18 protein-coding genes and 1 pseudogene are annotated in these 22056 nt (G+C 73.4%); 14 read left to right on the top strand and 5 right to left on the bottom strand.

Translation table 11 applies throughout. From position 1 onward, the window contains the following. Positions 1-86 precede the first annotated feature (86 nt). The 6 genes from FNH09_RS10805 (at position 87) to mug (ending at position 6088) form a co-directional block, all read left to right on the top strand. Positions 87-512: a GNAT family N-acetyltransferase gene (locus tag FNH09_RS10805; RefSeq protein WP_152886544.1), complete on the top strand. Its 426-nt coding sequence runs from the start codon at positions 87-89 to the stop codon at positions 510-512. Positions 513-675: 163 nt separating this feature from the next. Then, positions 676-2040 (top strand): hemolysin family protein, encoded by a 1365-nt coding sequence (locus FNH09_RS10810; protein WP_152886545.1) that lies wholly within the window; start codon positions 676-678, stop codon positions 2038-2040. A 67-nt stretch (positions 2041-2107) separates the two neighbouring features. Further along, complete coding sequence (locus FNH09_RS10815) at positions 2108-3121, top strand: hemolysin family protein (protein WP_152886546.1); 1014 nt, start codon at positions 2108-2110, stop codon at positions 3119-3121. 105 nt (positions 3122-3226) lie between these two features. Next, a complete protein-coding gene (locus FNH09_RS10820; RefSeq protein ID WP_152886547.1) occupies positions 3227-4015 on the top strand; it encodes an SGNH/GDSL hydrolase family protein in 789 nt (262 codons plus the stop codon). 88 nt (positions 4016-4103) lie between these two features. Next, a complete protein-coding gene (gene purB / locus FNH09_RS10825; protein WP_162468394.1) occupies positions 4104-5546 on the top strand; it encodes an adenylosuccinate lyase in 1443 nt (480 codons plus the stop codon). Continuing rightward, positions 5543-6088 (top strand): G/U mismatch-specific DNA glycosylase, encoded by a 546-nt coding sequence (mug, locus tag FNH09_RS10830; RefSeq protein WP_152886553.1) that lies wholly within the window; start codon positions 5543-5545, stop codon positions 6086-6088. The genes purB and mug overlap by 4 nt, the downstream gene beginning before the upstream one ends. Positions 6089-6170: 82 nt before the next feature. Here mug and FNH09_RS10835 read toward each other — a convergent pair whose 3' ends face one another. From FNH09_RS10835 to FNH09_RS10845, 3 genes are read right to left on the bottom strand one after another with little or no spacing between them, the layout of a single operon-like run. After that, on the bottom strand, positions 6171-6614 hold the full coding sequence (locus FNH09_RS10835; protein ID WP_152886555.1) for a hypothetical protein: 444 nt from the start codon (positions 6612-6614) through the stop codon (positions 6171-6173). 57 nt (positions 6615-6671) lie between these two features. Continuing rightward, positions 6672-7394, bottom strand: coding sequence for an ABC transporter permease subunit (locus tag FNH09_RS10840; RefSeq protein WP_152886557.1), 723 nt, complete (start codon positions 7392-7394; stop codon positions 6672-6674). A 2-nt stretch (positions 7395-7396) separates the two neighbouring features. Continuing rightward, complete coding sequence (locus FNH09_RS10845) at positions 7397-8317, bottom strand: ATP-binding cassette domain-containing protein (protein WP_152886559.1); 921 nt, start codon at positions 8315-8317, stop codon at positions 7397-7399. A gap of 108 nt (positions 8318-8425) precedes the next feature. On the opposite strand from FNH09_RS10845, the gene FNH09_RS10850 reads away from it, so the two are divergent. The 3 genes from FNH09_RS10850 to FNH09_RS10860 all read left to right on the top strand — a co-directional run bounded on the left by FNH09_RS10850 (position 8426) and on the right by FNH09_RS10860 (position 11530). Continuing rightward, complete coding sequence (locus FNH09_RS10850; protein WP_152886561.1) at positions 8426-9595, top strand: sensor histidine kinase; 1170 nt, start codon at positions 8426-8428, stop codon at positions 9593-9595. A gap of 14 nt (positions 9596-9609) precedes the next feature. After that, on the top strand, positions 9610-10272 hold the full coding sequence (locus FNH09_RS10855; RefSeq protein WP_152886563.1) for a response regulator: 663 nt from the start codon (positions 9610-9612) through the stop codon (positions 10270-10272). 100 nt (positions 10273-10372) lie between these two features. Further along, positions 10373-11530, top strand: a complete 1158-nt coding sequence (locus FNH09_RS10860; protein ID WP_152886565.1) for an ROK family transcriptional regulator — start codon at positions 10373-10375, stop codon at positions 11528-11530. A 51-nt stretch (positions 11531-11581) separates the two neighbouring features. On the opposite strand, the gene FNH09_RS10865 is transcribed toward FNH09_RS10860, so the two are convergent. Further along, complete coding sequence (locus FNH09_RS10865) at positions 11582-12343, bottom strand: UTRA domain-containing protein (protein ID WP_162468395.1); 762 nt, start codon at positions 12341-12343, stop codon at positions 11582-11584. A 415-nt stretch (positions 12344-12758) separates the two neighbouring features. On the opposite strand from FNH09_RS10865, the gene FNH09_RS10870 reads away from it, so the two are divergent. Continuing rightward, a complete protein-coding gene (locus FNH09_RS10870; RefSeq protein WP_152886566.1) occupies positions 12759-13589 on the top strand; it encodes an alpha/beta fold hydrolase in 831 nt (276 codons plus the stop codon). A 123-nt stretch (positions 13590-13712) separates the two neighbouring features. Here the strand turns inward: FNH09_RS10870 and FNH09_RS10875 are convergent. Then, positions 13713-14501: pseudogene (locus tag FNH09_RS10875) on the bottom strand (EamA family transporter); the annotation flags it as partial. Positions 14502-14548: 47 nt separating this feature from the next. Here FNH09_RS10875 and pdxR point away from each other — a divergent pair. From pdxR to FNH09_RS10895, 4 genes are all read left to right on the top strand, one after another. Next, positions 14549-15997 (top strand): MocR-like pyridoxine biosynthesis transcription factor PdxR, encoded by a 1449-nt coding sequence (pdxR, locus tag FNH09_RS10880; RefSeq protein ID WP_152886567.1) that lies wholly within the window; start codon positions 14549-14551, stop codon positions 15995-15997. Between the two features lie 142 nt (positions 15998-16139). Then, the gene (locus FNH09_RS10885) at positions 16140-17726 is read left to right on the top strand and encodes an alkaline phosphatase D family protein (RefSeq protein ID WP_152886568.1); all 1587 of its coding nucleotides are present in this window, start codon (positions 16140-16142) and stop codon (positions 17724-17726) included. Positions 17727-17940: 214 nt separating this feature from the next. Further along, entirely contained in the window at positions 17941-19353 is a 1413-nt protein-coding gene (locus FNH09_RS10890) for an SWIM zinc finger family protein (protein ID WP_152886569.1), read from the top strand. Next, on the top strand, positions 19350-22013 hold the full coding sequence (locus tag FNH09_RS10895; RefSeq protein ID WP_152886570.1) for a DUF7824 domain-containing protein: 2664 nt from the start codon (positions 19350-19352) through the stop codon (positions 22011-22013). Before FNH09_RS10890 ends, FNH09_RS10895 begins: the two co-directional genes overlap by 4 nt. Positions 22014-22056 lie beyond the last annotated feature (43 nt).

Consider the following 22056-nt stretch of genomic DNA (forward strand, 5'->3'; position numbering starts at 1 on the left):
GGCGGAGGCGCCGCCGTCACCGTCCGGGGGCTGTCCGGATGATGGAATTCCCCGCTCCGCCCCATCGTCCGTGCTGCGATGGCCCCATGATCGATCTACGGATACGGGCCGCGACGCCCGACGACCTGGACACCGTGCTGGCCTTCTGGAAGACGGCCGCCGAGGGCACGAGCATCTCCGACGACCGGGACGGGGTGCAGCGGCTGGTCGCCCGCGACCCGGAGGCGCTGATCCTGGCCGAACGGGACGGCCTGCTGGTCGGCACGGTCATCGCGGGCTTCGACGGCTGGCGCTGCCATCTGTACCGGCTCGCGGTGGATCCGGAGCGTCGACGTCAGGGCATCGGTTCGGCGCTGCTGGCCGCCGCCGAGGAGCGCTTCGCACGGCTCGGCGGCCGGCGTCTCGACGCGATGGTGCTGACCCGCAACGAGACCGCCCACCATGCCTGGCGGGCGGCCGGGTACACGCCCGAGGAACAGTGGCGGCGCTGGGTGAAGCCGCTCGACGACTGACCGCGTCCCCGCCCAGGGAGGACCCTTTGCCTTTCCTTTACTATTGAGGGCGTTCCCGTTCCTCTACCGAAAGGTGTGAGCGTCCTCCCATGGGCGAGCCTCCCAGTACCCGCCGTCGCGCACATCCCTCCTCCCTGCCGGATCATGGGACGGAGGTGACCCGATGACCGAAGTGCTCCTCCTGCTGCTGGCGATCCTGCTCTCCGTCGTCTGTGGCGTCTTCGTGGCCGCCGAGTTCTCGCTCACCACGGTCGACCGCAACGAACTGGCGCGCGCCGCGGAGCGCGGCGAGCGCGGCGCCGCGGGCGCCCTGAAAGCCGTACGGAACCTGACCTTCCAGCTGTCCGGGGCCCAGCTCGGCATCACGGTCACCAACCTGGTGGTCGGCATGCTCGCCGAGCCGTCGATCGCCAAGCTGATCGCGGGCCCGCTGAAGTCCCTCGGCATCCCCGCCGCCACCGCGAGGTCGGCCGCCCTGGTCCTGGGCACCGCCCTGTCCACGGTGGTCCTGATGGTCGTCGGCGAGCTGGTCCCCAAGAACTGGGCCATCTCCTCCCCGCTGGCCGTGGCCAAGCGCGTGGGCACCCCGCAGCGCTGGTTCAGCGCCGCCTTCCGCCCCTTCATCGCCCACCTGAACGACATGGCCAACCGCGTCGTCCGCCGCTTCGGCATCGAACCCGCCGAGGAGCTTGCCTCCGCCCGCAGTCCGCAGGAACTCGTGGCCCTCGCCCGGCACTCCGCCCGGCAGGGCGCCCTGGAGGCCGATACCGCCGAACTGTTCGTACGCACCCTGAACCTGGCCGACCTGACCGCCGAGAACGTGATGACACCGCGCGTGCAGGTCATCGCCCTCGACGCCCAGGCGACCTGCGAGGACGTCGCGAACGCCACCCGGGCGACGGGCCTGTCCCGCTTCCCGGTGTACCGGGACAGCCTGGACGCGGTGGTCGGCATCGCGCACATCAAGGACGTACTGAAGGTCGCCGCGGACCACCGGCACCGGACGGCCGTCTCCAGGATCATGCGCGAGCCGCTGCTCGTACCGGAGTCCCTGACCGTGAACCGGCTCCTGGACCGGCTGGGCGGCAAACGCACCATGGCCGTGGTGATCGACGAATACGGCGGTACGGCGGGCGTCGCGACCCTGGAGGACATCGTCGAGGAGGTCGTCGGCGAGGTCCGTGACGAACACGACCCGCACGAGACCCCCGACCTCGCGCCGGCCGGCACCGACGCGGACGGCCGCGCCGTGTACTCGGCGGACGGCGCCGCCCGCACCGACCAGCTCGCGCGGGTCGGCCTGCGCTCGCCGGAGGGACCGTACGAGACACTGGCCGGTCTCGTCGCGGCGGAACTCGGGCACATTCCGCAGGTCGGCGACCGGGTGGACGTCGCCGGCTGGCGCATGGACGTGGTGGACGCCTCCGGGCACAGGGCCGCACGCGTGCTGCTGCACGCCCCCCTCGACGACGCAGCCGACGCCGCCGACGCCGCCGCAGCGGCCGACGAGAAGGAGAAGGAGCGATGAGCGCCGCCGCACCGTCCAAGGGCGACGGACCGATGAGCGCCGCAGCACCGTCGAAGGGAGCCGACCGATGATCGCGGCACAGCTGCTGATCGGCCTCGCGACCCTCGTCGTGAACGCCTTCTTCGTGGGCGCGGAGTTCGCGCTGATCTCCGTGCGCCGCAGCCAGATCGAGCCGTACGCCGAACAGGGCGACCGCCGGGCCAGGAACGTGCTGTGGGGTCTGGAGCACGTGTCCGTCCTGATGGCGGCCGCACAGCTCGGCATCACCCTGTGCACCCTGGTGCTCGGTGTGGTCGCCGAGCCCGCGATCGCCCACCTGCTGGAGCCGGTGTTCCACGCGCTGGGCGTCCCGTCCGGAGCGGGCCACGCGGTGTCCTTCGTGATCGCCCTGACCCTGGCGACGTATCTGCACATGCTCCTGGGCGAGATGGTGCCCAAGAACATCGCGCTCGCGGAACCGGTGCGCAGCGCGATGCTGCTCGGCCCCCCGCTGGTGACGCTGTCGCGCGCGCTGCGCCCGGTGATCTTCGCGATCAACGCCTTCGCGAACGGTCTGCTGAAACTGCTGCGGATCGAGACGAAGGACGAGGTCGCGGCGACGTTCTCGGACGCCGAACTCGCCCAGATCGTGAAGGACGCGGGCGAGGCGGGACTCATCGACGTCCGCGCGCAGGAGCGCCTGCACGACGCCCTTGAACTGGGCCGCAGGCCCGTGCGTGATGTCGCCCTGCCGCTGGAGAGCGTCGTCTACGCGCGCGTGGGTGTCACCCCGGAGGGCCTGGAGCTGCTCGCGGCAGACTCGGGGTTCTCCCGTTTCCCGGTGGCCGACGAGGGTCGCCGGATCGTCGGCTACCTGCATGTGAAGGACGCGCTGGACGCCGCGCCCCGGGATCTGCCGTTCCGGCTGCGGGACATGCGCCCCATCGCCCGGGTACGGGAGGACACCCCGCTGGACGACGTGCTCACCGCGATGCGCAGCAGCCGCACCCACCTGGCGGTCGTACTGGGCGACGACGGGCGGCTGGCGGGCCTGGTGACCATGGAGGACGTCCTGCGGGAACTGTTCGGCCAGCTGACCTGAGGGGGCCCCGCCGCCTCCGTGCGGAGGCGGCGGGGGGGGTGTGGAGAGCCTGTGACGAGGCCGACCGACCGGCGGGTATGGAACCGGGATACCATCTCTGACGCCATGCAGACGAACCCCACTCCCCTGTACACCAGCCTCGTCGCCGTCGGTGACTCCTTCACCGAGGGCATGTCGGACCGCATGTCCGACGGCTCATACCGCGGCTGGGCCGACCTCCTCGCGGCCCGGATGGCCGCCCGGACGCCCGACTTCCGGTACGCCAACCTCGCGGTGCGCGGCAAGCTGATCGGCCAGATCGTCGACGAGCAGGTGCCGGTCGCCGCCTCGATGGGCGCCGATGTGATCACCCTGGTCGGCGGCCTCAACGACACCCTGCGCCCCAAGTGCGACATGGGCCGGGTCCAAGGCCTGCTGACCGAGGCCGTCGAGCGGCTCGCCCCGTCGTGCAAGCAGCTCGTGCTGATGCGCAGCCCGGGACGGCAGGGGCCGGTCCTGGACCGGTTCCGGCCGCGCATGGAGGAGCTGTTCGAGTGCATCGACGGGCTCGCGGCGAAGCACGGCGCGCTGGTCGTCGACCTGTACGGGGCGCCTTCCCTCGGCGACCCGCGACTGTGGGACGTGGACCGGCTGCATCTGACGGCGGAGGGCCACCGCCGGGTCGCGGAGGCGGTCTGGCAGCGGCTCGGCCACCCGGCCGAGGACGCGGAGTGGCAGACGCCGATGCCGGCCACCGCCCCGCCGGGCTGGATCGACCGGCGCGTGGCGGACGTGCGCTTCACCCGGGAGTACCTGCTGCCGTGGATAGGCCGCCGCCTGACGGGCCGCTCCTCCGGCGACGGCCTCCCCCCGAAGCGCCCCGACCTGCTGCCCTACGAGGGCCCGGTCGCGTAGCGCCTTCCGCCCCCGCACCGCTCTCGTACGTTCCTACGAACATGTCCATGGCGCTGGCCTGCACAAATCGCCAGTAGAATCCGTACACGTGACTTCTGCGCCCGCCAAGCCCCGCATCCCGAACGTCCTCGCCGGACGCTACGCCTCCACCGAGCTCGCCACGCTCTGGTCTCCCGAGCAGAAGGTGAAGCTGGAGCGTCAGCTCTGGCTCGCCGTGCTGCGGGCCCAGAGGGACCTCGGGATCGAGGTGCCGGACGCCGCGATCGCCGACTACGAGCGCGTGCTCGACACGGTCGACCTCGCCTCGATCGCCGAGCGCGAGAAGGTCACCCGGCATGACGTCAAGGCCCGTATCGAGGAGTTCAACGACCTCGCCGGGCATGAGCACGTCCACAAGGGCATGACCTCCCGCGACCTCACCGAGAACGTCGAGCAGTTGCAGATCCGGCTCTCGCTGGAGCTGGTGCGCGACCGCACGGTGGCCGTCCTGGCCCGGCTGGGCCGGCTGGCGGCCGAGTACGGCGAGCTGGTCATGGCCGGGCGCTCGCACAACGTGGCCGCCCAGGCCACCACCCTCGGCAAGCGCTTCGCGACCGCCGCGGACGAGCTGCTCGTCGCCTACGCCCGGGTCGAGGAGCTGCTCGGCCGCTACCCGCTGCGCGGCATCAAGGGTCCGGTCGGCACGGCCCAGGACATGCTGGACCTGCTCGGCGGCGACGCGGCGAAGCTCGCCGAACTGGAGGACCGGATCGCCGGGCACCTCGGCTTCTCGCAGGCGTTCACCTCGGTCGGCCAGGTCTACCCGCGCTCGCTGGACTACGAGGTCGTCACCGCGCTGGTGCAGCTGGCGTCCGCGCCTTCGTCGCTGGCGAAGACGATCCGGCTGATGGCCGGGCACGAGCTGGTGACCGAGGGCTTCAAGCCGGGGCAGGTCGGCTCGTCGGCGATGCCGCACAAGATGAACACCCGCTCCTGCGAGCGCGTCAACGGCCTGACCGTGATCCTGCGCGGTTACGCCTCGATGACCGGCGAGCTGGCGGGCGACCAGTGGAACGAGGGCGACGTGTCCTGCTCGGTGGTGCGCCGGGTCGCGCTGCCGGACGCGTTCTTCGCGCTGGACGGCCTGCTGGAGACGTTCCTGACCGTGCTGGACGAGTTCGGCGCGTTCCCGGCGGTCGTCGCCCGGGAGCTGGACCGCTACCTGCCGTTCCTCGCCACCACCAAGGTGCTGATGGGTGCCGTGCGCGCGGGCGTGGGCCGCGAGGTCGCGCACGAGGCCATCAAGGAGAACGCGGTCGCCTCGGCGCTGGCGATGCGTGAGCAGGGTGCCGAGCGCAATGAGCTCCTCGACAAGCTCGCCGCCGACGAGCGCCTGCCGCTCGACCGCGCGCAGCTCGACGCGCTGATGGCGGACAAGCTGTCCTTCACCGGTGCGGCGGCGGCCCAGGTGGGCGTCGTCGTGGGCCGGGTCGAGGAGATCGTGAAGCAGCGCCCGGAGGCGGCCGGCTACACCCCCGGAGCGATCCTCTGACCCGCTTCACCCAGGCGGAACTGGAGGCCGCCCGCGACCGCGTCGTCCCGGACGTGGTCGCGGACGGTCTCCGGGTGCTGTTCTGCGGGATCAATCCCGGGCTGATGACCGCGGCCACGGGCCACCACTTCGCCCGCCCCGGCAACCGCTTCTGGCCGGTGCTGCACCTGTCCGGGTTCACCCCGAGACTCATGAAGCCCGCCGAGCAGGGGGAGCTGCCCGCGTACGGGCTCGGCATCACGAACGTCGTGGCGCGGGCCACCGCGCGGGCCGACGAGCTGAGCGCCGGGGAGTACCGCGAGGGCGGGACCCTGCTGGCCGCGAAGGTGACGCGGCTGCGGCCGCGTTGGCTGGCGGTCGTGGGCGTCACGGCGTACCGTGCCGCGTTCGACGAGCGCAAGGCGCAGGTGGGGCCCCAGGAGCGGATGATCGGCGACACGCGTGTGTGGGTGCTGCCGAATCCCAGCGGGCTGAACGCGCACTGGACGACGGCGACCATGGCGGAGGAGTTCGCGCTGCTGCGTGAGGCCGCACAGGCCTGACGCGGGTGGCACACCGCCGGGCGCGCCGTCCGGCACACCGGGCGGCACGTTCTGCGCACCCGATGTGGGCCGGGCCCGTCCGTCAGGGCGGGTCCACGTCCGTGATCACGGCGATGAGCTGGAACGGCAGTTCCTTGTCCCACTGGGACACGCCGAGCGCCAGCCAGCGTTCCGTCTCCGGCAGCTGCCACAGATGCAGGTCCGGCACGTGGTTGCTGAGCAGGGCCCAGGGCTCGGGTATGTCCTCGTCGGCCATGATCCGGTCGAAGAGGCTCACCAGGCTGAATATCTGTGGTGCTCCCCAGCGTGCGGTCAGCCGCTCCGCCAGGCCGTCCCTGTCGTGTTCGTACTGCGCGGCTGTCTCGTCGCGTTCCGTGCCGTCGTCCTCCCAGAATTCGCCGCTGGTCTGCAACACGGCTACGAGGTAGCCGGGGCCGCTCGTGCCGGCGTCCGTCCCGCCGTGCTCCGGGTGGAGGTCCCGGGTGCACAGCAGGTCGATCGTGGTGAGGCACCGTGCGATGTCCATGGGTCCAGTAAAACGGCGACCACTGACAATTGGCGGGGTATCAGTCCTGTCGCGGGTTCAGGCGTCCCTGCGGCACAGCCGCCAGGCCCCGGCGAGCAGGGCGGCCGCCGCCCACAGGGCGGTCACCGCGAGGCCGGTCCACGGTCCGAGGCTGCCGTCCCAGGCCCGGTGCAGGGCCACCTGGCCGGCCTTGTCGGGCAGGAAGTCGGCGACACCGCCGGACACGTTCCCGACGACGAAGGAGACGATGAGCAGGAACGGGATCAGAATGCCGAGCGCCGCCACGCCGCTGCGCAGCAGGGCCGTGAGTCCCGCCGCGAACAACGCCATCAGCGCCAGGTAGACACCACAGCCGACCGCGCCGCGGATCCACTCGGTCCAGCCCGGCCCGTCGGCCTTCGAGCCCAGGACCGCCCGGCCCACCGAAAGGGACGCGAAGCCGGTGACCAGCCCGACGGCGAACGCCGGCAGTCCGACCGCCGTCGCCTTGGCCGCGAACCAGTGGCCTCTGCGCGGTACCGCCGACAGCGACAGCCGCAGCGCTCCGCCCCGGAACTCGGCGGCGACGGCCGTGGTACCGAAGGCGATCGCCGCGATCTGCCCGAAGACCACACCGAAGAAGACCGTGAACAGGGGATCGAAGTCGGAACCCCCGGGATCGAGTGCGGCGAGCGCGGAGAACACGACGGTGGCGAGGACGACCGCGCAGAGACTGCCGACAAGTGACCGCACTGTCCGGATCTTCATCCACTCCGAGCGGAGCGCGGGTGCGAACGACATGGTCAGACCTCCTGGGTCGATGTGGTGAACTCGGCTTCGGACGCCGTCAGATCGAGGTAGGCCTGTTCCAGCGTGCCCTCCTCCGCGACCAGTTCGAGGATCGGTACCCCGGCGGCGGACAGCAGGCGGCCGATGTCCTCCACGTGCGCGTGCTCCACGCTCCAGCGGCCGTCCGCGTGCTCGACGGCGTCGTGACCGTGCGCGGCGAGCGCCTTCTCGAGCGCGTCGGTGTCCGAGGTGCGGATGCGCACACGGGGCTGCACGCGCGCGTGGATGAAGTCCCGCACCGGGGTGTCGGCAAGGAGCCGGCCACGCCCGAGGACGACGAGGTGGTCGGCGAACGAGGCGGTCTCGGTCATGAGATGACTGGAGACGAAGACGGTACGGCCCTGCGCCGCGAGTCGGCGCAGCAGCCCGCGGATCCAGATGATGCCTTCCGGGTCGAGACCGTTGGACGGCTCGTCCAGCAGGACCACTTCCGGATCGCCGAGCAGTGCGGCGGCGATCCCCAGCCGTTGGCGCATGCCCAGTGAGTACGTCTTCACCCGGCGCCGTGCCACCGTCGTGAGACCGGTCTCCTCCAGCATCTCGTCGACCCGGCAGACCGGGATGCGGTTGCTCGCGGCGAGGGCGCGCAGATGGTCGCGACCGGTGCGGGAGCCGTGCGCGGCCCCGGCGTCGAGCAACGCACCCACCCGGCGCAGGGGGTCGGTGAGCGTGGCATAGGGGCGGCCCCCGATCGTGGCGGTTCCGGAGGTCGGCCGGTCGAGGCCGAGTGCGAGCCGCATGGTGGTGGACTTGCCCGCCCCGTTGGGTCCGAGGAAGCCGGTGACCCGGCCGGGCAGCACGCGGAAGGTGAGCCGGTCCACGGCGCGCCGGGCCCCGAACTCCTTGGTGAGGTCCTGTACGTCGATGCTGGTCATGGCAGCAGCCTGGCCGTCGCACCGGGGCCGGTGCCTCCCCCGTGAGGGGAGAGCGTCTCCCCCGCCCGGGGGAGGCCGGTTGTCGGTGGGGGCTGACACGATGTCGGCATGGCCCGCCTGCTGCGCCCGTTCGGACGGGCGGTGACGTACACACGGTTGCTGCATCTGCTCATCGCGATCGTGTGGCCGAGCCTGTGGTTGTTCGTCGAGGAGGCGTGGTGGACCTGGGTGGCGGCGGGCGCGCTCCTCGTCCCCGTCGGGCTGGTGCCCGCGATGCGCACCGTGGAGGGGCTCCAGGCCAGACTGCTGCTGACCGGTCACGGGCACGACAGCGGGAGCACCGGCATCGTCGTGGCTCCGTCCGTCTCGTGGGGCGACCGGGGGCGGCTCGTGGTGTGGCTGGAGGCGCGGCTGCTGCTGGGCTGTGTGACCGCCGTGTCCGTCGCGCGGCTCCTGTTCACCGCCGTGGACCTGGTGCTGTCGGTCTTCGACCGGGGCGTGGGGGACGGCGGACTGCCCGTCCTCGACGGCCGGTCCCCGTGGCATCTGCTGCTCGTGCCGCCGGTGCTGGTCGCGATGGCGGTGACGGTGGTCGTCCCCGGCCGCATCGTCACCGCGCTGGCACCCCGGCTGTTGGGCCCTTCACCCGCCGAACGTCTCGCCGCCCTGGAGGAACGCACGGAGCAACTCCTGGAACGCAACCGGATCGCACGGGAGCTGCACGACTCGATAGGTCACGCCCTGACCGTGGCGGTGGTCCAGGCGGGGGCCGCCCGTGCCGCGGGGGACCCGGCGTTCACCGACCGGGCCCTGGCCGCCATCGAGGAGACCGGCCGGGCCGCCCTGGAGGACCTGGAGCGGGTCCTCGGCGTGCTGCGCGAGTCGGAGCGGCCGGTGAGCGGGCGGCCCACGCTCGCGGACGCCGACCGGCTGTTGGAGTCCGCGCGCGCCTCGGGCGCGAAGGTCGAGATCGACATGACCGGTCCGCTCGACACCGTGCCCGGCCCGGTCTCCCGCGAGGGCTACCGCATCCTCCAGGAGTCGCTGACCAATGTGCTGCGGCACGCGGGGGCCGTTGCGGTCCGGGTGCGCGTCGAGGTCGCCGACGGAGCGCTGGCCCTGGAGGTGCGCAATCCGCTGGAGGGCGGTGCGTCGGGCCCCGGACGCGGCAGCGGGCTGCGCGGGATACGCGAGCGTGCTGCCCTGCTCGGCGGGCACGCGCACACGGGTCCGTACGAGGGGGACTGGCAGGTGCGCGCGGAGCTGCCGCTGCGCTGATCTACGCTGGCCCGATGCCGGTCACCGTGCTCCTCGTCGACGACGAACCCCTCGTACGCGCCGGTCTGCGGGCCGTGTTGGAGACGCAGCCCGACATCACGGTGGTCGGGGAGGCGGCGGACGGTGCGTCGGTGATTCCGCTGGTGCGGCAGTTGCGGCCCGATGTCGTCGCCATGGACGTGCGCATGCCTCTGATGGACGGCATCGAGGCCACCCGAGCGGTGCTGCGGACGGTCGAGCAGCCGCCGAAGATCATCGTGGTGACCACGTTCGAGAACGACGAGTACGTGTACGACGCGCTGCGCGCGGGTGCCGACGGTTTCCTGCTCAAGCGGGCCCGGCCGGCCGAGATCGTGCACGCGGTGCGGCTGGTCGCCGAGGGCGAGTCGCTGCTCTTCCCGGCGACGGTACGGAAGTTGGCCGCCGAGTACGGCGACCGGCCCGGGAACGCGCAGGCCCGGGCGGTGCTCGAACGGGCCCGGCTGACGGAGCGGGAGGCGGAGGTGCTGCGCCTGATGACCCGGGGTCTGTCCAACGGGGAGATCGCCGTCCGGCTGACGGTCGGTACCGAGACGGTGAAGTCGCACGTCAGCGCCGTACTGGCCAAGCTGGGGGCCCGGGACCGCACCCAGGCGGTGATCACGGCGTTCGAGTCGGGGTTCGTGACACCGAGCTGAAACGGTCCGCCCGGGGCGGGACCGGGTCCCCGGCGCTCGCCGGGCTCCTCCGCGCCGAGTACGATCCGGCCAACATGCGCACGAGCTGGGAGGACGGACGTTGGGACGGCTGACCGGCGGGGATCCCTCACTGTTGCGGAGGATCAACTCCGCGGTGGTGCTGCACGCGCTGCGTGCCACGGACTGCGCGACGCTGACCGAGATCACCCGGGTGACGGGGTTGTCCCGGCCCACGGTCGAGGGCGTCGTGGAGGACCTCATCGTGGGCGGTCTGGTCGTGGAGACGGCCGCCGAGGACGGGGCGACGCGGCGCCAGGGACGGCCCGCGCGCCGGTTCCGGTTCCGTGCGGAGGCCGGCCATCTGCTGGGGCTGGAGATCGGCCCGCACCGGGTCGCCGCGCTGCTGGCCGACCTGGACGGCCGGATCATCGGGGCCCAGGCCAAGGAGGTCGAGGAGACGGCTTCCGCCGACGACCGCCTGGAGCGGCTGCGCACGGCGGTCGCCGAGCTGTTGCGGCGGGCCGGGGTACCCCGGAACTCGCTGCGCGCGGTGGGCGTGGCGACGCCCGGGATCGTCGAGGCGGACGGCACCGTACGGCTGGGCACCGCGCTGCCCGAATGGACCGGGCTGCGCCTGGGCGAACGGTTGAGTCGTTCCTTCAAGTGTCCGGTGCTGGTCGAGAACGACGCGAACGCGGCGGCCGTCGCCGAGCACTGGAAGGGCTCCGCCAGGGACTCGGACGACATCGTGTTCGTGCTGGCCGGGCTGAGCCCGGGGGCCGGTTCGCTGATCGGCGGGCGGCTGCACCGCGGGTTCGGCGGGGCGGCCGGCGAGATCGGCGCGCTGCATCTGCTGGGCCGGGAGGTCACTCCGGAGACGCTGCTGTCGACCACGGACGAGCCGTTGCACCCGTTGGACGAGCAGGCGGTCGCGCAGGTCTTCGCGCAGGCGCGTCAGGGTGACCAGCGGGCGCTGGCGGCCGTCGACCGTTTCATCCAGCGGCTCGTCCACGACGTCGCGGCGCTCGCTCTCGCGCTGGACCCGGAACTGGTGGTCATCGGGGGCTGGGCGGCCGGTCTGGACGGGGTGCTGGAGCCGCTGCGGCGCGAGCTGGCCCGCTACTGTCTGCGGCCGCCGAAGGTGACCCTGTCCCTGCTCGGTGAGGCGGCCGTGGCGACGGGGGCGCTGCGGCTGGCCCTGGACCATGTGGAGAAGCAGTTGTTCGCGGTGGAGGGCACGGCGACCGCGCGGTACTGAGGCGACCGGCACGCGCCCCGGTGGTGTTCCGGGGCGCGGACGGGACGTCGGTCAGGAGGCGCGCTGCTGCGGTCCGTGGTGGATCTCCACGCCGCCCGAGGCGCCGAAGGTGAGCCGGCAGGTGTCCGCGCGGTAGGTGGCCACGGAGAGCGCGGCGACCCTGCCTCCGCTGAGGAAGCGGGTGGTGACGACGAGGACGGGGGCGCCGGGCAGTCGGTCCAGCTCCTTGGCGTCGTCGGCGCGGGCCGAGCCGAGCTCGACGGAGTTCTCCCGGCCCTCCAGCTCCAGCCGCTGCACCTCGCGCAGCACGGCACGGGCGCGTGCCGCGCCGGACGGGGCGTCTATGGCGGACAGGTCGGGGACCGAGGACCGCGGGATGTGCAGGAGTTCGGCGGCGACGGGCTGGCCCTGGCTCGTCCGGGACCGGCGTACCGTGTGCACGGCTTCGTCCGGGCCGGTGCCCAGGACCTCGGCGACGGCCGCGGGCGGCACGGCCAGTACGGAGTCGACGGGCTGCCAGGCGTCCTCGGCCGATCCCGGCCAGGCGTGATGTTCGGTGCCGACGGCCACCCCGACCCGGGGCGGGGCGACGGTCGTGCCGACGCCGCGACGGCGCTGGAGGCGGCCCTCCAGCTCCAACTGCTCCAGGGCCTGACGGAGGGTGGCGCGGGCGACGCCGAAGCGGGCGGCGAGGTCTCGCTCGTTGGGCAGGATCTCGCCCACGGCGAACTCGGAGTCCAGTGCCTCGGTGAGCACGGTCCTCAGGTGCCAGTACTTCGGTTCCGCCACCGATTCCAGCTGCGTGGTCCCCACCCTGTCCTCCGCAATCGCCGTGATCCGGCGGCGTTTAAGCGCCCTTGTTTATTAAAGGTTGTTGCACTTCTCTGCGACGATAAGGCGGGCTCAACCCTTGGTCAATACCAATCCTCGATCCTTCCGACCCGATTTGGGCCGGTCGCCGTGGAGCGTTCACAAGCCGTTCGTACAGGGCCGCATTCGCGACATCCCGACGAAACCCCGGGGTCAGGGGCGGCGCCCGAGCCGGGCGGGCGCCCGGTCGGTCCCGTTCCGGAGATCGGGCACCCGGACCCCAACCCGCGGGCGCGCAGGGCCCGCTGAGGTCCCGACGGGCCGGTACACGCGCGGCGACGAAGGGCTACCCGTCGGTAGTAATTGCTGACAAGCTGTCTACGGCGTCCGTCAGCGAGTCCAGCCGAGGAGCACCCCCATGTCCGCCACCGTCTCCTTCCCGGTCCCGTCCCCCCGGGGCCCGCAGAACGTGACCGTCTCCTACGCGCGCGTGGGACGCGGCGAACCCCTGCTCCTGCTGCACGGCATAGGACACCACCGACAGGCCTGGGACCCCGTGGTGGACATCCTCGCCACCGAACGCGACGTCATCGCCGTGGACCTGCCCGGCTTCGGCGCGTCCCCGGGCCTGCCCGACGGCCTGGCCTACGACCTGCCGACGACGAGCGCCGTGTTCGGCGCCTTCTGCGAGGCACTGGAGCTGGACCGACCCCATGTGGCGGGCAATTCCCTGGGCGGCCTGCTCGCCCTCGACCTCGGACGCGAGAAGCTCGTACGGTCCGTCACGGCCCTGTCCCCCGCCGGGTTCTGGTCGCAGGCCGAACGGCGCTACGCCTTCGGCGTCCTGCTCGCGATGCGGCGGATCGCCCGCCGGATGCCGCTGCCGCTCGTCGAGCGCCTGGCGCGCACGGCGGCCGGCCGTGCGGCGCTGACGAGCACGATCTACGCCCGCCCCGCGCGCCGTTCACCCGACGCCGTGGTCGCCGAGACGCTCGCCCTGGCGCACGCCACGGGCTTCGACGCGACCCTGCGGGCCGGAGCGGACATCCGGTTCATCGACGACATCCCCGGGATCCCGGTCACCGTGGCCTGGGGCACCAGGGATCTGCTGCTCGTACGCCGCCAGGGGGTGCGCGCCAAGCAGATCATCCCCCGGGCCCGACTGGTGCGACTGCCCGGCTGCGGCCACTGCCCGATGAACGACGACCCGGCCCTGGTCGCCCGGGTCATCCTCGACGGAAGCCGCTGACCCCGGCACGCGCGTGGCCGACGCCGCCGATCCTCGCGCGCGTGCGGCCGACGCCGCCGAGCCCAGGGCGACCCCGGCGCCGACCAGGACGCTGCCCACGGCCTGGGCGGCGCCGTAGGATCCCGTGCCGACGAGCGGGGCGGTGCAGGCGGCCGCGACGGGGATGAGCCCGGAGAACAGCGTGGCGCGCTCCGCGCCGATCCGCTGCATGCCCATGTACCAGCACACGAAGCCGACGACCGTGACGATCACCGCCTGCCACAGCAGCGCGGCGGCCTCGTCGGTGTCGGGCCGCCTCAGCCACGCCCCGCCGTCCAGCAGCAGGCCCGCCGCGGCGGATTCGACGGCCGCGAGGCCGCACACCGTGGCCGACAGCAGCCTGGGCCCCAGGGCCGCGAGCACGGGCACCGCGAGGACCGCGAAGCCGACCTCGCCGACCAACGCGCACCCGGAGAAGGCGATGCCCGCCGCGTCCGTGCGCCCCCAGCCCTGGACGGTGCAGGCGCCGACGGCGACGAGGGACGCCCCGTACAGGACGGCCCGCCGGGGACAGCGGCCCTCCAGGAGGGGGACGACTACGGCCACGACCACCGGCGCGCAGCCCACGAGCACACCCGGGACGGCGGGTTCCGCGGAGCGTTCGGCGGCGAGGACCGCCAGGTTGAAGCCGACCATGCCGACGGCCGCGAGCAGGGCGAGGCGGGCCCACCGGCGCGGGGTGAGCGCCCGCAGCCGGGCGGCCGCCTCCGCGCGGACGAGCGGGAGCAGGAGCAGACAGGCGAGGCCGTAGCGCAGGAACTGACCGCCCGCGTACGGGAAGTCGCCGAGGACGCTGTTGGCGGTGAAGGACGCACCGACGAGGACGCAGGCGAGCGCGGCCAGGAGACTGCCGCGCGTGAGGGTGGCGTTCATGACGGTGACGCTAGGTTTCGCCGCGGCCCCGTTTAAGGTCCACTTCCATGACGTCTTCGGGGACCAATCCGGCCGGTTCCACGGCCTCGCCCGCCTGGGAACTGCTCCTACCGGCCGTCTCCGCACCGGCACGCGCGCGTGGCCGCTCCCTCCAGGCCGCGCTGCGTGAGGCGGTCCGCTGCGGACGTCTGGCACCCGGCACCCGGCTGCCGTCCAGCCGCGAGCTCGCCGCGGACCTCGGCGTCTCGCGCGGCCTGGTCACGGACGCCTACGAGCAGTTGACCGCCGAGGGCTATCTGCGCAGCGGCCGGGGCGCCGGGACCTGGGTGGGCGGTGCCGTGCGGTCCGCGCCCGCACGCGCGCGTGACCTCGCTCCGCGCTCTCCCGGCGACGGCGCCGACTTCGTGCCCGGCACCCCCGACCTGTCGCTGTTCCCGCGCGCCGCCTGGACCGCCGCGCTGCGCGGTGTGCTCGCCGAACTGCCCCACCACCACCTCGGCTACCCCGACCCGCGCGGGCTGCCCCGACTGCGCGGCGCCCTGGCCGAACTGCTCACGCGCCGCCGGGGCGTCGTCGCCGACCCGGAGCGGATCGTGGTCGTCTCCGGGGTGGCCCAGGCGACGTCACTCCTCGGATCCGTCCTGCACGCGCGCGGGCTGCCCGCCGTCGGCGTGGAGGACCCCGGCAGTCCCCAGCACACCGGTCTGTACACCTCGGCCGGCGTCGACGTCGTACCGCTTCCACTGGACGACGAGGGGCTCGCCCTCGGGCCGTTGACGGCCTCCGGCGTGCGGGCCGTGGTGACGACGCCCGCCCACCAGTACCCCACCGGGATCGCCTACTCCGCACGGCGCCGCGCGCAACTCCTCGACTGGGCACGCGCGGTGGACGGCTTCGTCCTGGAGGACGACTACGACGGCGACTTCCGCTACGACCGCGCCCCCGTCGGCGCGCTCCAGGGACTGGACCCCGAACGCGTCCTGTACGCGGGTTCGGTCAGCAAGTCCCTCGCGCCGGGCCTGCGCCTGGGCTGGCTGCTGGTGCCGGACGCGCTGGCCGACGAGGTGGTGGAGCGCAAGCGGACCCTTGATCTCGGCCACCCCGCCCTCGACCAGGCCGCTTTCGCACGATTCCTGGAGCGCGGCGACTACGACCGTCAGCTGCGCCGCTGCCAGCGGGTCTACCGCGAGCGCCGCGACACCCTGGTGACCGCTCTCCAGGAGGCCTTCCCCGGTTCGTCGGTGACCGGGATCGCGGCCGGGCTGCACGCCGTCGCCGCGCTGCCGCGGCGGTACGGGCCCGAGGAACGGTTTCTCGCGCGCGTGGCCGCCGCCGGTGTCGCCGTACGCCCGCTGAGGCACTGCACGCACGCGCGTGCCGGGGGCGTGGCCGACGACGCGTCCGGGGAGGTGCGGCTGGTCCTCGGGTACGCGCATCTGCCGCCCGCCCGGATCCGCGCCGGCATTCACCGGATGGCGTCGGCGGTCGCCGGGTGAACCGGGCCGCGTCGGCGGCCGGTTCGCGCGTCCCGGTGGCGCGGCCCGTTGTTCACTCCTGGTTTGCGTGTGCGCTGCGGCGTACCAGTAGGTGTGGGGTGGCACTGCACACCGGCCGGTTCCCGTCACTGGAGGCGCATCCATGTCACACCGTCCGTTCCCCGACCGTCGCAGCGTGCTGCGCGGCTCGCTGGCCGCGTCGGCGGCCCTGACCGTGCCCCTCGGCCTCGGTGCCGCACCCGCGTTCGCCCGGTCCGGGCGCCCCCGGGCGGACTGGGGCGTGCAGAGCGGCGACGTGACGTCCGACTCGGGACTGGTGTGGGTGCGTTCCGACCGCCCGGCCCGGATGACCGTCCAGACCTCCGCCACGGAGTCGTTCCGCAACCCGCGCACCTGGCACGGTCCGCTGCTGGGCCCCGACACCGACCTCACCGGCACCACCCGGCTGCACGGGCTGCCCGCGGGCGAGCAGATCCACTACCGGGTGCTGCTCGCCGACCCGGACGATCCGCGCCGCACCGGCGAGCCGGTCACCGGCACCTTCCGCACCGTGCCGGCCGGCCGACGGCACGGGGTGCGCTTCCTGTGGTCCGGGGACCTGGCGGGGCAGGGCTGGGGCATCAACCCCGACCTCGGCGGCTACCGGATCTACGACGCCATGGCCGCGCTCGATCCGGACTTCTTCGTGTGCAGCGGCGACAACATCTACGCCGACGGTCCGATCGCGGCGACCCAGGCGCTGCCCGACGGCAGCACCTGGCGCAACGTCACCACCGAGGAGAAGGCCAAGGTCGCCGAGACCCTGGCCGAGTTCCGCGGCAACTTCCGCTACAACCTCCTCGACGAGAACCTGCGGCGGTTCAACGCCCAGGTGCCGTCGGTCATCCAGTGGGACGACCACGAGGTGCGCAACAACTGGTACCCGGGCGAGGTGATCGCGGACTCCGACACCCGCTACACCGTGAAGAGCGTCGACGCGCTGGCGGCCCGCGCCCGGCGGGCGTTCAGCGAGTACTTCCCGATCTCGACGCTGCGGCCGGGCGCGGCGCAGGGCCGGGTCCACCGGGTCATGCGCCACGGCCCGCTGCTCGACGTGTTCGTGCTGGACATGCGGACCTACCGCAACGCCAACTCGCCCGACGACCAGACCGTGGACCCGCAGGGCATCCTCGGCCGCGAGCAGTTGGAATGGCTCAAGCGGGAGCTGTCGCGTTCGCGTGCGGTGTGGAAGGTCATCGCCGCGGACATGCCGATCGGGCTGGTCGTGCCCGACGCCACCGAGGGCCGGGCGAACTTCGAGGCGGTGGCGCAGGGCGACCCGGGCGCGCCGCTCGGCCGTGAGCTCCAGATGGCCGAACTGCTGCGGTACATCAAGCACCGGCGGATCACCGGCACCGTGTGGCTGACGGCCGACGTGCACCACACCTCGGCCCAGCACTACCAGCCGTCGCGGGCGGCGTTCACCGACTTCGAGCCGTTCTGGGAGTTCGTCTCGGGCCCGCTGAACGCCGGTGCCTTCCCGGCCAGCGCGCTGGACGGCACCTTCGGTCCCGAGCGGGTGTTCGTGAAGGCGCCGACGGCGTCCAACGTCTCGCCCGCGGGCGGCTACCAGTTCTTCGGCGAGGTCGACATCGACGGCGGCAGCGGTGAGCTGACGGTGCGACTGCGCGAGCAGGACGGCACCGTGCTGTTCACCCAGGTCCTCCAGCCGGGGCGGGTCGGGCAGTAGCTCCGGGCCCCGGGCTTGGCGGCGGCGGAGGGTGCGCGTCCTGCGCGCCGTCCGCCGCCGACGGCGTTCTGCGTGCTGCGTGCTGCGTGCTGCGTGCTGCGTGCTGCGCCGGGGTGTTGGGTCAGGTGGCGTCACCACGTGCCCCAACCAGCCTCACGGAACGGCGTTTTCGCAGGTCAGGCCGATTGTCAGTGGCCGGCTCTACGGTTTTCCCATGACGCGATCTTTGCAGGCCGTGGCCTATCGACGACCCTCCGTGCTGGAATCCGCCGCGGGCGGCCGACGCCTGGCGCTGGAGACGTCCGCAGGCCTGACGCCCGTGGGCGCGGAGGCCCATCCGCGGTTCTTCGCCGGGTTCCTGACGGCTCCCCAGATCGCCGCTGCGGGGCTGCTGGCGGTGGCGGACGTGGCGGTCGCGCGCTACTACCAGCGGCAGCTGCCCGCGTCGCTGGACCCGGTGGTGACGGGCAACGGCGACCGGCTGCGATTCGAATCCTTCTCCGGTTGCGGCGGGGTGTACGCGCGGCTGGACGTCCTCGAAGGCGGCCTGGACGGCGGTGCGGTGGGACACGGCACGACGAACGTCGACGTCAACAACCCGCTGCGCGACGCGCTGTCGCGGCTCGGCGGGGACGATCCGCTGCATCTGCGGGTCGGCCCCGAGGAACTCGCCGTGACCACGCTGGACGGCCCGGTCGTGGAGAAGAAGGTGCCGCTGCCCGACCGCTGGCTGCGCGGCTTCGCCGAGGCCCAGGTGGTGGCGGCCGGTTTCGATCTGCGGGCCGAACTGCCGGCCGCCGAGGCGGTGCGGTTCCTGCGCGCGCTGCCCCGGGGCTCGGGCCGCGGCGGCTCGGGCGGCCCGCTGTGGGTGGTGCCCGCCGGCCGCGGGCTGCGGCCGACGACCCGGGCGGTGTCCGGCGCGGTGTGTCTGCCCGGCCCGGATCGGCTGGTCGCACTCCAGCGGGTGCTGCGGCACGCGACGGCCCTGCGGGTGTACGGTCCGGCGGTCGCCGCGGGCGGCACGGTCGCCGCCATGGCGAGTGCCTGGGAGGTGGTCCTGCCGGGCATGCGGCTGACCTTGACCCTGTCGCCGGACGTCTCGCGCGGGTTCTCCGGCGAGGGCGGGGTCCTGGAGGCCCTGGCCACGGACGAGGCGGCGGCGGACGCCGAACTCCTGTCGGTGCTGCTGGCCTGGGAACCCCGTGTCGACGTCGCCGACCTCGCGGCCGCCTCGGGTCTGACGGTGGAGCGGGTCCGGGCGGCGCTGGTCCGGCTGGGCACCTCGGGCCGTGTCGGGTACGACACGGCGGAGGCGGCCTACTTCCACCGTGAACTGCCCTACGACGCGTCGCGGGTGGAGCGCCACAACCCGAGGCTGCGGTCCGCCCGGGCCCTGGTGGCGGCGGGTGCGGTCGCCCTGGACGGCGCGACCGGGACGGTGACGGCCGAGGACGGGCACATACACCGGGTGCGCGACGAGGCCGGGGTGCTGACGTGCAGCTGTCTGTGGTGGGCCAAGTACCGGGGCGGGCGCGGGCCGTGCAAGCACGCGCTCGCGGTGCGGATGGCGCGGCGGGGCACCGTCGCGGAGCTGATCGGGACCGGAATCGACGGGGGTGCGCGATGAGTGGGCTGACGGACGCGGTGCGGACGGGCCGGACGGACGAGGTGGTGCGTCTGCTGGACGGGATGACGGACGCCGAACGGCGGGCGGCCTTCCCCGAGTTGAAGCAGCTCCGCAAGGAGCTGCGGCCACGCCGCTGGGAGTCGGACGCGGTACGCGCCTACCCCGCCCTGCATCTGGCCGGCGCCGCCTGCCAGACCGGGGCGGCGGGAGTGGCGAGCTGGATCGCGGCCGCGGACCTCCAGTGGTCGTCGTCGTCCAGGTCGGACCTGCTGCTGCACGTCCTGGGCGACCGTGACCCCGCCTGGCTCGCCGAGGTGACCCGCCGGCTGGCCGAGCGCCCGGCCGCCTCGCGTGTGTCGCACGAGCTGATGGCGGGACTGGTCCGGCTCTCGGGTCACCCGGTCCCGACCACCGACGCCTATGTACGGGGCTGGGTGGAACGCATCGGCTCCACCTGTTACCGCGGGGACACGGTGCTGGAGCAGTTGCGCCGGGATCCGCACCTGGTGCGGCTGGTGGCGGCGCTGTTCGAGACGGACGACATCGGCAGTCGTATGCAGTGGGGGGCCGCGGAGGGGCCGAACAGCTGGACCGACGCGATCGCCCGGCTGACCGTCGAGGGCGCCCTCGACCGGACGGCGACCGTCGACGCGTGCGTGGCACGGCTCCTGCGCGGCGGTACCGCCGCCGACCACCGGGTGTTCCTGCGGTTGCTCAAGACCCTGGCGCTCACCGGCGACGAGCAGCGGGAGCGGACGGCCGACTGGCTGGCGCTGGCCTCGGACGCGGTGTCCGTGGTGGCCGCGCACGCCCAGTCGGTGCTGGGCGCGCTGGCCGCCGAGGGCGAGCTGTCCCCCCGTCGGCTGTCGGAGATGTCGGCCGCCGTGCTGTTCCGTACCGAGAAGAAGCTCGTACGGGCGCAGTTGGTGCTGCTCGGGAAGGTGCTCGCCCGGGACGCGTCGACGGCCGGTGAGCTGCTGCCCGTGGTGGCACAGGCCTTCGGGTACGACGACCCGGATGTGCAGGAGCGGGCGCTGAAGCTCGCGGAGCGGCACCTGGGGAAGGTCACCTCGGCCGAGGTGCGCGCCGAAGTCGCCGACGCGGCGGCGGCGTTGATCCCGATCCTGCGCACCCGGGCGGTGGGGTCGCTGGGCGCCGCGCCCGGGGCCGGGGATGCCGCGGCGAGCCCGGATGTGCTGCCGCCGGTGCCCGTGCCGCTGCGGCTCGCTCCCGCTCCCGGTTCGGCCGTCGAACTCGCGGAGGAACTGGGTGCCGTGCTGGCGTCGTCCGGGGACGTCGCGGCGTTCGAGCGGGCACTCGACGGCCTGGTACGGCATGTGCACAGCGACCGCGAGGGCCTGCTGGAGGCGCTCGCCCCGGTGACGGCACGCCGGTGGTGGAACGACGCCCACCCCGATCACGAGTACCACCAGCCGGCCGAGCATTACTACGGGGCGTCCTTCCACTCGCTCCATGACGCCGAGGACGCCCTCGACCTCGTCCTGGCGACGCTGGCGGGACACTGCACGACCGCCCGGCTGCACCGGGCCGTCGTGCAGGGCGCGAGGGAGCGGAGCTGCCCGCACAGCGCACTCGCCCGTGCCTTCGAGGCCCGGGTGTGGGAGGTGGCGTACCGGATACGGACCGACCCGCTGCCGTTCCTGCTGTCGACGCCCACCTGGAGTACCGGCCTGCTGGAGCCGGACGAGCTGGTGGAGCGCCTCGACGCCTACCAGCGGCTGGGGGCCAGGCCCGCAGCGGCCGACTTCGCGCAGGCGCTGCTTCGGGTGCGTCGCGCCGACCGGGTGGCAGCCGCGGCGGCCGCCGCCCGGGCGGCGGCGCTCGGCACTCCCGAGGGAACACGGCTCGCCGCCTGGCTCGTCTCCGAGGCGCCCTCGCTGCCGTCGCGGCGCAGACGCACCTCGGGCCCCCGGGTCCTGATCGAGTCCGCGGAACTCCTCGAATTGCAGGAGGACTTCCCGGCGGAGTTCACGCCGCTGGGCCGCCCGGTGGGCGTCTTCGACGGACGGCGGTACTGCCAGCACTGGAGCGACGAGCTGCGCCCGCACTGGCTGGCGCTGCTCCCGGAGCGGCGCGAGCTGGTGGCGGTGCGGGTGCTGCTGGACCTGTCCCGGGTCTCGGTGGACGACACCCGCGGCGTCGGCTTCCTGCCGCTGCTCGCGGAGTCGGGCGGGGAGGCGGGCGAGGCGGTGCACCTGTGCCTGGCCTACGGGCTCGGCGCCCGCCACGCGGAGGACCGGCTCGCCGCCGTGGACGCGCTCCTGGTGCTGGCGGCCCGTGGCGAACTGGACGCGGCCAGGCTGGGCGCGGACCTCGCGGAGTTGGTGCGCGGTGCGGCCGTAAAGCCGCAGCGGCTGGCCGACTCGCTGCGGACGGCGGCGGCCACCGGGGCCAACGCCACCATCTGGGGCCTGCTCGGCCGGGCGCTGCCGCCCCTGCTCGCCGATCTGCCGACCGCCGGGACGGCAGGGCGTGGGCTCGGGGAGCTGCTGACGGTGGCCTCGGAGTGCGCCGAGCGGTCCGGTGCGCGCGGGGATCTGCCGCATCTGGCGCAGGCGGCGGCCCGGCGCGGCTCCTCCCGGCTGGTGACACAGGCCCGGCGACTGCGCAGTGCGTTGACGGAGGGGGTGGCCGCCTGACGTAGTCGGTGGGTCGGGCCCGGCGGGCGCCGAACGGGGTGAA

Origin of the sequence: Streptomyces adustus, assembly GCF_009377175.1 — a bacterium.
GTDB lineage: Bacteria > Actinomycetota > Actinomycetes > Streptomycetales > Streptomycetaceae > Streptomyces > Streptomyces adustus.

What these genes read in the sequence shown, in the direction of transcription:
- FNH09_RS10810 (WP_152886545.1), top strand. Translation starts at nt 676, where the DNA reads ATGACCGAAGTGCTCCTCCTGCTGCTGGCGATCCTGCTCTCCGTCGTC.
- FNH09_RS10890 (WP_152886569.1), top strand. Translation starts at nt 17,941, where the DNA reads ATGACGCGATCTTTGCAGGCCGTGGCCTATCGACGACCCTCCGTGCTG.
- FNH09_RS10840 (WP_152886557.1), bottom strand. Translation starts at nt 7,394, where the DNA reads ATGTCGTTCGCACCCGCGCTCCGCTCGGAGTGGATGAAGATCCGGACA.
- FNH09_RS10870 (WP_152886566.1), top strand. Translation starts at nt 12,759, where the DNA reads ATGTCCGCCACCGTCTCCTTCCCGGTCCCGTCCCCCCGGGGCCCGCAG.
- FNH09_RS10820 (WP_152886547.1), top strand. Translation starts at nt 3,227, where the DNA reads ATGCAGACGAACCCCACTCCCCTGTACACCAGCCTCGTCGCCGTCGGT.
- FNH09_RS10815 (WP_152886546.1), top strand. Translation starts at nt 2,108, where the DNA reads ATGATCGCGGCACAGCTGCTGATCGGCCTCGCGACCCTCGTCGTGAAC.
- FNH09_RS10835 (WP_152886555.1), bottom strand. Translation starts at nt 6,614, where the DNA reads ATGGACATCGCACGGTGCCTCACCACGATCGACCTGCTGTGCACCCGG.
- FNH09_RS10855 (WP_152886563.1), top strand. Translation starts at nt 9,610, where the DNA reads ATGCCGGTCACCGTGCTCCTCGTCGACGACGAACCCCTCGTACGCGCC.
- FNH09_RS10895 (WP_152886570.1), top strand. Translation starts at nt 19,350, where the DNA reads ATGAGTGGGCTGACGGACGCGGTGCGGACGGGCCGGACGGACGAGGTG.
- FNH09_RS10885 (WP_152886568.1), top strand. Translation starts at nt 16,140, where the DNA reads ATGTCACACCGTCCGTTCCCCGACCGTCGCAGCGTGCTGCGCGGCTCG.
- FNH09_RS10850 (WP_152886561.1), top strand. Translation starts at nt 8,426, where the DNA reads ATGGCCCGCCTGCTGCGCCCGTTCGGACGGGCGGTGACGTACACACGG.
- FNH09_RS10845 (WP_152886559.1), bottom strand. Translation starts at nt 8,317, where the DNA reads ATGACCAGCATCGACGTACAGGACCTCACCAAGGAGTTCGGGGCCCGG.
- pdxR (WP_152886567.1), top strand. Translation starts at nt 14,549, where the DNA reads ATGACGTCTTCGGGGACCAATCCGGCCGGTTCCACGGCCTCGCCCGCC.
- FNH09_RS10805 (WP_152886544.1), top strand. Translation starts at nt 87, where the DNA reads ATGATCGATCTACGGATACGGGCCGCGACGCCCGACGACCTGGACACC.